This window comes from Amycolatopsis sp. NPDC058278 (assembly GCF_042881395.1).
Classification (GTDB): domain Bacteria; phylum Actinomycetota; class Actinomycetes; order Mycobacteriales; family Pseudonocardiaceae; genus Amycolatopsis.
Genome location: NZ_JBHVXZ010000102.1, coordinates 25,050 through 36,520, shown reverse-complemented (window position 1 = coordinate 36,520; position 11,471 = coordinate 25,050). Strand labels below are relative to the sequence as shown.

Sequence of the window (11,471 nt, the reverse complement as noted above, 5' to 3'; positions counted from 1 at the left end):
GGTGGATATCCACTGTGGACCACCAACGGGCTTTCAGTACAGCGACTTCGACGACGAGGCCACCCGGACGTGGACCAGCGTCGGGCGCGGGTCGGCCAGCGCCGCCGTGAGACCGGGAACCAGCTCGGCCGGCTCGGTGATCGTCACGCCGTGGCAGCCCATGCTCTCCGCCAGCGCCGCGAAGCCGATGCCGCCCAGTTCGGTGCCCGGCAGCTTCGCGCCGCCGATCGCGTCGCCGAGGATGCGGACCGCCGCGTACTCGGAGTTGTCCAGGATCACGAACGTCACGGGCAGTTCTTCCCGCGCCGCCGTCCAGAGGGCCTGGATGCCGTACATGCTCGAACCGTCGCCGATCACGCCGACGACCTTGCGGTCCGGGCGGGCGAGCGCCGCGCCGACCACGCCGGGGACGCCGTAGCCGAGCGTGCCGCTGGCCATCGTCAGGAAGCCGGTGTCGGTGGCCGTGATCGGCAGGTGGTCGTGCAGGATCCCGCGGTGGCTGGGTGCCTCTTCGACGACCAAGGCGTTGTCCGGCAACAGATCCGCGAGCGTCGAGTAGACGAGTTCGCCGGTCAGCGCGTCACCGGCCGGTTTCACGGGACGCTGCCGCGGGGCCGGCGCGGGCCGCGTGCTGCGCTCGACGACGTTGAGCAGCGCGCGGATGCCCAGCTTCGGCGTGGCGCGGATGCCCGTGCCTTCGAAGGCGCGCGCGAGGACCTGCTCGTCGTCGCTGACGATGAACAGCGGCGGCAGCGGAGCTTCCCCGCGCCCGCGGTCGACGTGGTAGGTGAAGGCGGGCGCCCCGAGCACGACGACGAGGTCGTACGGCGCGAGCGTGTCGGCGACCGCACCGCGTTCGGGGTCGAGGAACCCTTGGAACAGCGGGTGGTCCTCGGGGAACGAGCAGCGGTAGGACATCGGCGCGACCCACACGGCGGCGTTGAGCCGTTCGGCGAGCGCGACGGTTTCGACGACGGCCCCGTCCTGGTCGACGGCTCCCCCGACGACGATCGCCGGCCGTTCGGCGGCTTCCAGGGCGGCGTTGAGCTCGTCGACGGCCTCGGGATCGGGCGCGAAGCCGCGGATCCGGGGGCGCGAGACGATGGGCCGCTCGGTGGTGACGGCCCAGTCGTCGGCGGGAACGGACACGAAAACCGGACCGGACGGCGCCTGCGTGGCGACGTGGTAGGCCCGCGCCAGCGCGGCCGGGACGTCCTCGGCCGAGGCGGGCTCGATCGACCACTTCACGTACGGCTTCGGGAACTCGGGCGCTTCCATGGCCCCGAGGAAGGGCTCGTGCGGGATGAGCGACCGCAGCTGCTGCCCGGCGACGACGATCAACGGCGTCCGGTTGCGGTAGGCGTTGAAGAGGCTGCCGAGCCCGTGCCCGACCCCGCCGGCGGAGTGCAGGTTGACGAGCACGGCTTGCCGGGTGGCCTGAGCGTAGGCATCGGCCATCGCCACGACGGCGGATTCCTGCAGGCCCAGGACGTAGTCGAAGTCGTCGGGCCAGTCGGTGAGGAACGGCACTTCGGTGGTACCGGGATTGCCGAACACCGTGGTGAGGCCGAGTTCGCGGAGGAGTTCACGGGTGGCGTCCAGCACCGTGCGCTTGATCATGCGCCCAGGTTAACGCTTAGCCTTGCGAAGGAAAGCCCCCCAAGCGGCCGAACTGACGGTCAGGGTGCCACCTGAGCGGTCCTTGGTGTCGCGGATCTGTGACACCGGCCCGAGCTTCACCTCGACGCAGTTCTCTTCGGTGCCGCTGTAACTGGACTTACGCCACATCACGCCTCCAAGTCGGCGATCACCGCCCGGACGAGCGCGCAGGATTCCTGCTCGCTCAGGGCCAGTGCCGCCATCGCCCGCTGGGCCGCCCGGTAATCGGCCACCTGCTGCTCATCGTAGAGGTAGGCACTCCCCCGGTACTGCTCCAGGAAGACGATCGGGGGCAGGTCGGCGAAGTCGAAGATGACGAAGGAACCGTTGAGGCCCGGGTGGAAATCCTCGTTGTCCGGCAGGACCCGCAAACTCACGTTCCGCCGCTGCGCCAGCTCGGCGAGGTGCCTGAGCTGCGGCGCCATGATCTCGGCCCCGCCGCGCCGCTGCCTCAGTGCGGTCTCGGCGAGGAGCGCGGTGTAAGGCGAAGGATCCCGGCCGGTCAGCACCTCCTGCCGCATCAGGCGCACCTTGATCCTCAGCTCTTCCTCCGCCCGCGGCCGCCCGGCGGCCGCACGCGCGTCCCGCTCTCCCAGTGCGAGAGGTCCTGCGCCACCACTCCCGCCAGCCGCGCCAGTTCGCGCACGCCGAGGTTGCGCGCCTTCCTCGCCGTCCGGAGGCCGAAGCCCAGCGCGCGAGACCTCGGTGTCGCTACCAGTGTTGCCATGTACACATTGTGTCACCAGGCACCGACAAAAACGGGAAACCGGGGCCGTCGCAAACCTGCGACAGCCCCGGCGTCACACCACTCAGCCGATGAGGCCGGACAGCCCGCTCGCCTTGAAGGAACCCCAGCCCGTCACCTGGTCGTACCCCGTGCCCGCGCTGAACCCGGTCGTCCCGTGCAGGGTGTTGTTGCCCGACGTCACGTCGTGGAAACCGGTTCCGTACGAAGACCCGTTGCCGATCGAGTAGAACTTCGGGTTCAGGTTGCCCAGACCGCCGCCGTGCACCTGGTTCTGCAGCGCCGCGAAGGCCGCCCACAGCGGGGCCGCGCCCGACGTGCCGCCGACCGTTCCCCAGCTGCCCGCGCTGTAGATGTAGTAGCCCGACGTCGGGGAGGCGTCCGCCGACACGTCCGGCACCTTGCGGTACGTCGTGCTCTGGGAGGACTGCCATGACGGCGCCGTGAACACCGTCGAGATGCCGCCGCCGGTCGAGCCGCCGCTGTTGCCGTCGTTCCAGACCACTTCGCTGCTGTAGCCGTTGGACGAGGTCACGCTCAGCTTCGTGCCGCCGACGCCCGAGACGTTCGGGCTCGACGCCGGGAAGTCGACGCCCTTCGCCGTCGAACCCGTCTGGCGGTAGCAGTCGGTCGTGCCGTCGTCGCCCGCCGCCGCGAAGTAGGAAATACCCTCCGCCGTGCCGGTCGCGATCGCGCTGCTGACGCTCTTCGCCGCGCTCGAACCTTCGGCGGATTCGCAGGCGCCCCAGGAAATCGAGACGACGTGGACCTTCGCGTCGGACGCGATCTTCTGGTACATCGCGAGTTCGCCCGCGCTCGAGTTCGGCGCCTCGTAGACGTAGTCGTTGGCCGCCGCGGCCAGCGCGTGCACGACCTCGATGTCCAGCTCGACCTCGATCTGGCCGTCGCCCGGCGACGAGTCGTAGTTCGCGCCGCTGACGCCGACCGTCGTCACCGAGCCCGCGGAAAGGCCGTACGTGCTGTCGTACTTGGTGATGTTGGACTTCTGGTAGCCGTCGAACTCGACGAACCCGACGTTCACACCGCTGCCGGTCGCCGACAGACCGCTGGTGCCGTAAGCGGTCTTGAGCACCGGCGGAGTGACGGACTTGACGACGTTGGGCTGCGCCAGCGGCTTCGACGAATGCGTCCGCACCGCGTGGTCGTCGAGGCCGACGACCCCGCCCACGACGTCCGAGACGCTCGCCGGCACGGCCGGGACGGCGTCGTTGGCGAAGAAGTCCCGCCCGGAAACCTGGTCGTGGTAGGTCCCGATCCTGGTCCGGAACGCCGACTCGAGCTGCGCCGCCGAGCCGGTGAACGTGATGGCCTGCCGGTTGCCGGAAACCTCGACCCCGGTCAGCCCGGCTTTCCCGAGAAATGAGACGGCCTTGTCAACGTCCGCCTGGGTCGGGCCGAACCTGGCATTGAACTGCGCCGGGGTCAGGAACCGGTGGTATTGGGGCGAAGCCGGATTTTGGACGTCGGCGAGGAACTTTTCGAGCGCCTGCTGGTTGTGCAGTTTCAGCGAGAGCGCGGCGGTGATCGGCCGGTCGGCCGCGACGTCGCCGGTGCGGGCGCTGTTGATCAGCGGCGCGGCGTTGTCGGCCAGTGTGACCAGGGGTTCCGGGGCGGCGGCGGCCGGGACGGCCACGGCGAGGCCGAGCAACGCAGGCAGCGGCACAGCGGCCGCGACGAGCTTGCGCAAGCGCATGGGGAATTTCCTCTCGGCGGTGGGGACCGGGCCTGCGCGGAATGCTCGCCGCAGGTTGCCGAGAAGCATAAGAAGACGTGATCACGCCGAGAACCTACTTTTGGCCGGTCTTTCAGCGGATCCCATTTTCATTTTCCGCCAGGTTTACCTTCCCATGACAAAAGGATTATTGTCCGGAATGCCCGACCATTTCGACGCGTTCGATGATCTCCCGGGCACGCGCGTCACGCCGGTGGCGCCGGGCCGCGGCCGACAACGTCCGCAGCCGCTGCCGGGTCCGGGGCGAGTGCAGCAGGCCGACCAGCTCGATCGCCTCCCGTCCGGCCTCGGCGGCGACGTCGAGATCGCCGTCCAGCGCGTGCACGGTGGCCAGCCAGATCATCGTCAGGGACCGGCTGCGGGCCATCTCTGGGCCGTAGCCGGCGAGCGCGTCGGCGAGCGCGGGGATGCCGTCGCGGCCGTGCCGGACGTCGACGACCTGGGCCAGTTCCCCGTGGACCGTGCCGATCATCGCCGCCAGGTCGGTGGGCCCGAAGAAGGCCGCCCACGGCGACGGTTCCACGCCGGTGGCGTCGGCGAACTCCGTGCGGGCCCGGTGCAGGCACGCCAGCGCGGCGACGGCGTCGGCCTGCTTGGCGTGCGCCCACGCCTGGTTGGCGGACAGGATCGCCTGGGCCAGCCGCGAGCGCGCCCGCAGCGCCGCCTCGCGGCCCCGCGCGAACTCGGTCAGCGCCGGGTCGACCGCGTCGTAGTGCAGCAGCAGCCGCCCGGCGCGGTACCGGATGTTGGCCTGGAGGTCGTGGTTGCCCGCTTCGACGGCCAGGTCCAGCGCCTGCGCGAACGCTTCCAGCGCGGCCTCGGGGCGGTCGTCGTCGAAACTGGTCCAGCCGGCGAGGTTGTACAGGTCGGCGACGGCGGTGCAGAGCCGCGGCCGGACCTTGCCGCGCACCGTGCCGTCCAGCAGCCCGACGGCATGGGGCAGCACCTCCGCGACGGCTTCGCCGCAGGCACCGCCGCCGTAGCGGTAGTCCTGCGCCCGAAGCCGCGCGACGGTGTCCTCGAGCCGTTGCACGTCGGCGAGACCCACGCGTGCGCCGCTGAAGCCGTCCCGCCCGTCACCGCCGGTCATGGCAGCCCTCCGTCCGTAGGGAGCTGCCGATCGGGCAGCTCCGCTCATTCCCCGCCGGGCCAGGCCGGAGCCCGCTCCTTCGAGGGACTGGCACCGGGCAGCACCCCGGTGGCGGTCAGCACCACACCCGTGGCGGTTTCCGCGATCTTGACGACGGCCAGCAGCCCGGTCAGGGCGAGGGAGCCGCCGAGCCCCAGTTGCGCGAAATCGTCTGCGGTGGTTTCGGTTCCGCGTTGACGCGGTATCGCGCCGGTCACGATTCGGCCCTCCGGCTTGCCGATGCGGTACTCGGGCGATAGTCACGGGTAATCAGCCGGCCCCAGGTGGCGGAAATCAACCTGATGGTCGACGTCCTGGTTTCCTGCTGGCCGGACATCGAACGGATTGCGAACCGGATACGCGCGCCCACAGCGCTGCCTCCTGTACATTCCAGACGATTGATGACACCGGGGGCCGGGGTGTCGAATTAGCCGGGGATCGACAGTGGTCACCGCCGACCGCGCCCGACTTCGCCAACGATAACCGGCAGATGCCGCCGATTCAGCCACCAACCAGGTCAAAAGCGGAACCGACCGTGCAGCCGCACGCGCAACTCCGCGCGCGACAGTGCACGAGACGGATGCAATTTCAGGTGCCGGGTCACGATTGTCGCCGGCACGCAAAAACATCGGCGGAAACCGTTTTACTCCGCCGATTCTCCGTGGAATTCACGTAGTCGATCAGGATTTGACGAGGTCGACCCAGGTGCGCACGGTTCCGGCGTCCACGGGCGCCTGCCAGCCGCCGGGCCGCACCGCGCTGCCGACGTGGAATCCCCGTACTCCCCCCGCGCGCAGGAGGTGGACCTGCTGGGCGCGCAGGCCGCCGCCGACGAGCAGTTCCGGCCCGCCGTCGCGCTGCGCGAGCCGCTGCAGCACCGAAAGGCCGCTCGCCACGCCGTTCGGGTGACCGGCGGCGAGCACGGTGTCACAGCCGAGCGAGGCCAGCTGGTCGTACGCGCGCAACGGATCGCGCGTGCGGTCGATGGCGCGGTGGAACGTCCAGGGCAGGCCGTCGACCTCCTTGATCAGCGCCTCGCAAGCGTCGAGGTCGATCTCGCTGTCGACGTTGAGGAAGCCGAAGACGAACTCCCGGGCGCCCGCGTCGATCAGCCGGGCGGTGTCCGCGCGCAGCCCTTCCAGGTCGCCGACGGCGAAGGAACCGTTGTCCCGCAGCATGACCCGCACCGGGAGGTCGGTCGTCGAAAGCACGTCACGCAGCGTTTCGACGGACGGCGTCAGGCCGTCCTGCGCCATGTCCGCAACCAGTTCGAGGCGGTCGGCCCCGCCCGCCTGCGCGCCTTCGGCGTCCGCCGCGTCCAGCGCGATCACTTCCAGCAGGGGCGTCTTCGAGCTCATGCCTCATCCGTTTCACTGGTTCCGGGTGTCGTCTCCCCTCGCGTGCCGCCCTCGCCGGAAGCCGCCTTGAAGGCTCGTCATCCGCTCGCGCACCGCTTCCGGGGAAAGAGAGAGTATCGGCCGCTGTTCCGGCACCGCTCCCGGGCTGGCCGCGGAATCCAGTGGCTGCAGGAACGGCCAGGTGTCCTCCGCACCGTCCTCTTGCTCCAGTTCGGCCGGGGTCGGCCATTCGTACGCGGGCTCGATCGCGGCGGGCGGCGCGACGGGCGTCAGCCGCGGTTCGGTGTCTTCGTCGTCCGGCGTGCGCGCGGGCGCGACGGCCACCGGAGCCGATGGCGGCGCGAGGGCCGGTGGGGGCGGCGGTGGCGGGGCCGGCTGTGGTTGTGGCGCCGGGGCCGGAGCCGGTCGTGGCGCCGGGGCCGGAGCCGGTTGTGGCGCCGGTGCCGGGGCCGGTTGCGACTGCGGTGCCAGTGGCGGGGCCGACGCCGATTGCGGTTGGGGCGCCGGTGCCGATTGCGGTTGGGGCACTGGTTGCGGTTGCGGTGCCAGTGGCGGGGCCGGTTGCGGCGGGGCCGGTGCCGGTTGCGGCTCGCGGATCGGCGGTCGCGTGGTGAGCGCGTGCCGTGGCTGGGGCTCGACCGCCCGTGGCTCTTCGGCGACCGGGCGCGGCTCCGCCGGCTTCCGCGGCTGTTCGGGTGCAGCGGAGGCGTCGAACCACCGGGACAGGACGTCGCGGTAGGCGGGCATTCGCTCGGTCGGGGCGTCGAGGTCCAGGTGAGCCTCTTCGTCCACGGTCGGCCACTCCGGCGCGTGGTCGCGGGCCACCACCGGGGCCCGGCGCGGCGGCCCGGCCTCGATCGACGGCGGCGACAGCTCTTCCGGCTCCGGCTCGGGTTCGGGCTCCGGCGGCGTCAGCGGGGCGAGCGGCGCCAGTAGCTCCGGTTCCGGGGCGGCGGCCGGCTCGGCGGGCGGCGGCGGTGCCGGCATCGGCGGCAGCTCGACGATCAGGGCCGCCGGCACCAGCACGGTCGCGACCAGCCCGGAGTCCGCGCCCGCGCTCAGGCTGACGTCGATGTGGTGGCGCGTGGCCAGCGTCGCGACGACGAACAGGCCCATCCGGCGCGACACCTCGACGTCGACGTCCGGCGGGTTCGCGAGCCGCGCGTTGGTGCGGTCGATCTCCGCCTGCGGCATGCCGGCACCGTGGTCGATGATCTCGATCTGCCAGTCGCCGTCGTGGGTTTCGGCGCTCGCCACGGTGACCGTCTCGTCGGCGGAGTAGCGCGTCGCGTTCTCCAGCAGCTCCGAAACGACGTGCACGAGGTCGTTGACGGCCTCACCGCGGACCGCGACCTGCGGCGCCGGGCCGAGCTCGATCCGCTGGTAGTCCTCGACCTCCGAGAGCGCGGCGCCGATGATCTCGTCGGCCGCCACCGGGCCGGCGTCCTCCCGCGCGGAGTCCTGGCCGGAGAGCACCAGCAGGTTTTCGCTGTTGCGCCGCATCCGCGTCGCGAGGTGGTCGAGTTCGAACAGCCCGGCGAGGGTGTCCGGGTCCTGCTCGCCGGCCTCCATCCGGTCGAGCACCGACAGCTGCCGTTCGACGAGGTCCTGGCTGCGCTGCGAGAGGTTGACGAACATCGCGTTGACGTTCTCGCGCAACATGGCCTGTTCGCCCGCGAGCCGGACAGCCTCGCCGTGCACCGCGTCGAACGCGCGCGCCACCTGGCCGAGCTCTTCGCGCGTGAACACCGGCACGGGCGCGACGGCGAGCCGTTTCCGCAGGTTCTCGGGCGCGGGCTCGGGATCGGTGAGCAGGTTCTGCACGGCCGCGGGCAGCCGGTGCTCGGCCACTTCCAGTGCCGTCCGGCGCAGGATCCGCAAGGGGCGCAACAGGGATCGCGCGATGACCACCGACAGCACACCGGCGACGAGCAGGACGCCGAGGACGACACCGCCGTCCCACAGCGCGGCCGTACGGGCTTGCGCCGCCAGGGTGTCCGTGCGTTCCTGCAACTGGACCAGCAGCGCTTGCTGCACCTGGTGGGCGAGGTTCACCGTGTGCGTTGCCGAGGTGTCCCACTGGTTCGGGTCGAGACCCGAGAGGTTCTGGCCGTTTTCGGTGCGGGTGAGCGCGGATTCGACCATGTCGTTGCCGATGTCGACGACCAGGCCGATCACCGTGTCGTCGTACATCCGCTGCTGGTCGGGGGTGGCGAAGGTGCGGTAGTCGTTGCGCGCGGCGTCCAGTTCGGCTTCCGCGCCGAGCAGAGCGCGCGTGCGGTCGCGGTTCAGGGTGCCCGACGCGAGCGCCTCGGCCATCACCGCCCGCTTGACCGACATCTGGTCCTTGATCCGGGCGAGCGCGTTGCCCGCCAGCCGCATCCGCGCGAGCTCCGGGTCGGCGACGTCCGCGGCGGCGGAGTCGCTGATGTCGAGCAGCCCGGAGATCAGCTCGCTGTAGGAGCGCAGCACGGCGTCGGCGGGGAACGCCGAATGTTCCGCGGAAAACCGCAGGCCACCGAGCACGCGCAGGCGGTCGTCGGTCTGCTGCAGGCTTTCCGCGGCGTTCGCGTCCAGCCGCGCCTTGCTCTCGGCGAGGGTCCGCTCGAACCCGCCGATGGCCTGGTCGACGCGGTTGCGCTGGGCGGTCAGGTCCGCGGTGTCGCTTTGGCGGTTCTGGGCGACGAACCGGACGGTGAGGTCGCGCTCGCGTTGCAGCTCGTGCAAGGCTTCGGCGACCGTGCTGTCGACGCGGCCGCGCGTGGCGAACTCGGCCAGCTGCCGGGCGTCGCGCAGGTCGGAGCTGATCCGCAGGCCGACGAGCGCGATCACGGCCAGCGCCGGGATGAGGAGGACGGCGAAGAGCTTCGTGCCGAGACGCCAGTTCCGCAACCGCCAGCGGCCGCCCGCCGGACGCGGATCCGCCGCGTCGCCGCCCTTGCGGGGACGCTTGTTGCGACGGGTCACCTGGTTTCCTTTTCCGCCGCGGGCGGGAACCCGCGGATCGAACGACACCTCGAACCTACTGAACGGTAGCCCGCCCCATGAAGATCCGAAAGCCGCGCTGGCACGATACGGCCCTGCCCGCGATCGTATGGGGCGCGGACCATACGATCCAGCACGAGAACCAGATTCTCGCGGTAGGTGAAGGTTCATGATCAGACGCGGACGGTTGATTCCGCTGGTAGCGGCGCTCCTGGCGACCGCGGGGTGCAGCGTGTTCTCTTCCGGCACCCCCGCGGCCCCGCCGCCGCTGGAGCGGACCACCCTGCGCGTCGGTGTGGGCAACGCCATCGACACGGCCCCGCTGCGGATCGCCGTCGCGGCCGGGAAGTTCGGCTCCGCCGGGCTGAACCTGCAGCTCGTGGAACTCGGCGCCGACGACGGGCTCGCGAAACTGGCCGCCGGCGACCTCGACGTCACCTTCGCCTCCGACATTGCGATGTTCCGCGCCGCGGCCGGCGGGACGGCGTTGCAGCTGCAGGGCGAGGCCTACACCGCCGGCCCCAACACGATGGCCCTGGTCACACTGCCGGACTCGGACTACACCGTGCCGACGGCGAAGCGGTCGCCGAAGATCGCGGTGAACATGCTCGACGACGTCGGCGCGCTCGTCGCGCGTTCGGTGCTGGTCACCGCGGGCGTGGACCAAGCGAAGATCAAGTTCACGGCCATTCCGTTCGACCGGATGCCGCAGGCGCTGCAGGCGGGCGACGCCGACGCCGCGCTGATGATCGAGCCGTACATCACCCGCGCCGAAAAGGACCTCGGCGCGCACATCCTGGCCGACGGCGCCCGCGGTTCGACGCTCGACTTCCCGCTCTCCGGCTACGCGGCGGCGAAGCCGTTCGCGCAGGCCAACCCCCGCACCCTCCGGACGTTCCGCACCGCGCTGGGCACGGCTCAGCAGAGCGCGACGGACCCGGCGATCGTGCGTGACGCGCTGCCGAAGTTCTCCGACATCGACGCGACGACAGCGGCGCTGATCTCGCTCGGCTCGTACCCGGCGTCGCTCAACGGCATCCGGCTGCAGCGCGTCGCCGACCTGATGCACAACTCCGGGCAACTGGCGAACCGCCTCGACGTCCAGAGCCTGCTCCCGGAGCGGACCGGATACTGAGGGTGACGGGTCCGGTCAGATGTTTTCCCCGGTCTTGATCAGGCACACCGTGCGGGACGGCGGGCCGGCGTAGCTGAACACGTCGTCGGCGCCTTCGCACTTGTCGTCGCGGCCGAAGCCGGAGAGGATCTCGACGCGCTCCTGCGCCGCCGGGTCGGTGCAGGAGACCTTGCCGATCGTGCTCTCGTCGTCGACGTCGCGCAGGCAGTCACCGGCCTTGACGTTCAGGGCCAGGCAGAGCGTCTGGCCGGTGCCCGAGCCCAGCCGGAACCGCACGTAGTCGCCGGAGGCGCACGTGATGGTCCCGCGGTAGGTGTTCTCGACCTTGTACGTCGCGTTGTTCGCGGAGCAGCCGACGCGGTGGTAGGCGAGCTTGCCGGCTCCCTCGCGCGTCAGGTACAGGCAGTCGCCGTTCGACGGCGGCCCGCTGCGGTCGACCCAGTAGACGCCCATCGCGCCCAGAACGCCCAGGCCCAGCGCGGCGACGACGCACGCGACCAGCGTGATCCGCACCTTCGTGGTGAACCAGTGCGGAATCGGCTGCGGCCCCGGTACCGGCGGCATCGGCGCGGGCTGCGCGTAGCCCGGCGACCGGAACGGGTTGTCGTCGAACGGTGGTGTGGTCAACGTGCCCTCCAGTGATCCCCTCGGCAAATCGTCCCACCGGCGACCCGCGACGGGGGCGGGCCGGAGCGAGCCACGTATAA

11 protein-coding genes are annotated in these 11,471 nt (G+C 70.9%); 1 reads left to right on the top strand and 10 read right to left on the bottom strand.

Annotated features, from left to right (window positions below; genetic code table 11):
• Positions 1–33: 33 nt before the first annotated feature.
• From mdlC to ACFVYA_RS37445, 9 genes are all read right to left on the bottom strand, one after another.
• Positions 34–1,620, bottom strand: coding sequence for a benzoylformate decarboxylase (mdlC, locus tag ACFVYA_RS37485; RefSeq protein ID WP_387051865.1), 1,587 nt, complete (start codon positions 1,618–1,620; stop codon positions 34–36).
• Positions 1,621–1,629: 9 nt separating this feature from the next.
• A complete protein-coding gene (locus tag ACFVYA_RS37480; RefSeq protein ID WP_285986773.1) occupies positions 1,630–1,788 on the bottom strand; it encodes a DUF397 domain-containing protein in 159 nt (52 codons plus the stop codon).
• The gene (locus tag ACFVYA_RS37475) at positions 1,788–2,180 is read right to left on the bottom strand and encodes a DUF5753 domain-containing protein (protein WP_387051863.1); all 393 of its coding nucleotides are present in this window, start codon (positions 2,178–2,180) and stop codon (positions 1,788–1,790) included. Before ACFVYA_RS37475 ends, ACFVYA_RS37480 begins: the two co-directional genes overlap by 1 nt.
• 17 nt (positions 2,181–2,197) lie before the next feature.
• Positions 2,198–2,386 carry a helix-turn-helix domain-containing protein gene (locus ACFVYA_RS37470; RefSeq protein WP_387051862.1) on the bottom strand — a complete coding sequence of 63 codons (189 nt, stop codon included), beginning with the start codon at positions 2,384–2,386 and terminating at the stop codon, positions 2,198–2,200.
• An 82-nt stretch (positions 2,387–2,468) separates the two neighbouring features.
• Positions 2,469–4,118: a protease pro-enzyme activation domain-containing protein gene (locus tag ACFVYA_RS37465; protein ID WP_387051860.1), complete on the bottom strand. Its 1,650-nt coding sequence runs from the start codon at positions 4,116–4,118 to the stop codon at positions 2,469–2,471.
• Positions 4,119–4,284: 166 nt separating this feature from the next.
• On the bottom strand, positions 4,285–5,247 hold the full coding sequence (locus ACFVYA_RS37460) for a hypothetical protein (RefSeq protein ID WP_387051859.1): 963 nt from the start codon (positions 5,245–5,247) through the stop codon (positions 4,285–4,287).
• Positions 5,248–5,291: 44 nt separating this feature from the next.
• A complete protein-coding gene (locus tag ACFVYA_RS37455) occupies positions 5,292–5,504 on the bottom strand; it encodes a hypothetical protein (RefSeq protein ID WP_387051858.1) in 213 nt (70 codons plus the stop codon).
• 462 nt (positions 5,505–5,966) lie between these two features.
• Positions 5,967–6,644: a copper homeostasis protein CutC gene (locus ACFVYA_RS37450; protein ID WP_387051857.1), complete on the bottom strand. Its 678-nt coding sequence runs from the start codon at positions 6,642–6,644 to the stop codon at positions 5,967–5,969.
• Positions 6,645–6,656: 12 nt separating this feature from the next.
• Positions 6,657–9,611, bottom strand: a complete 2,955-nt coding sequence (locus ACFVYA_RS37445; protein WP_387051855.1) for a nitrate- and nitrite sensing domain-containing protein — start codon at positions 9,609–9,611, stop codon at positions 6,657–6,659.
• A 187-nt stretch (positions 9,612–9,798) separates the two neighbouring features.
• Between ACFVYA_RS37445 and ACFVYA_RS37440 the strand changes: the two genes are divergently transcribed.
• On the top strand, positions 9,799–10,764 hold the full coding sequence (locus ACFVYA_RS37440) for an ABC transporter substrate-binding protein (RefSeq protein ID WP_387051854.1): 966 nt from the start codon (positions 9,799–9,801) through the stop codon (positions 10,762–10,764).
• Between the two features lie 15 nt (positions 10,765–10,779).
• Here ACFVYA_RS37440 and ACFVYA_RS37435 read toward each other — a convergent pair whose 3' ends face one another.
• Positions 10,780–11,391, bottom strand: coding sequence for a hypothetical protein (locus ACFVYA_RS37435; RefSeq protein WP_285986780.1), 612 nt, complete (start codon positions 11,389–11,391; stop codon positions 10,780–10,782).
• Positions 11,392–11,471 lie beyond the last annotated feature (80 nt).

Coding starts and splice junctions, on each gene's coding strand:
- ACFVYA_RS37480 (WP_285986773.1), bottom strand. CDS start 1,788: ATGTGGCGTAAGTCCAGTTACAGCGGCACCGAAGAGAACTGCGTCGAG.
- mdlC (WP_387051865.1), bottom strand. CDS start 1,620: ATGATCAAGCGCACGGTGCTGGACGCCACCCGTGAACTCCTCCGCGAA.
- ACFVYA_RS37475 (WP_387051863.1), bottom strand. CDS start 2,180: ATGCGGCAGGAGGTGCTGACCGGCCGGGATCCTTCGCCTTACACCGCG.
- ACFVYA_RS37465 (WP_387051860.1), bottom strand. CDS start 4,118: ATGCGCTTGCGCAAGCTCGTCGCGGCCGCTGTGCCGCTGCCTGCGTTG.
- ACFVYA_RS37460 (WP_387051859.1), bottom strand. CDS start 5,247: ATGACCGGCGGTGACGGGCGGGACGGCTTCAGCGGCGCACGCGTGGGT.
- ACFVYA_RS37470 (WP_387051862.1), bottom strand. CDS start 2,386: ATGGCAACACTGGTAGCGACACCGAGGTCTCGCGCGCTGGGCTTCGGC.
- ACFVYA_RS37450 (WP_387051857.1), bottom strand. CDS start 6,644: ATGAGCTCGAAGACGCCCCTGCTGGAAGTGATCGCGCTGGACGCGGCG.
- ACFVYA_RS37440 (WP_387051854.1), top strand. CDS start 9,799: ATGATCAGACGCGGACGGTTGATTCCGCTGGTAGCGGCGCTCCTGGCG.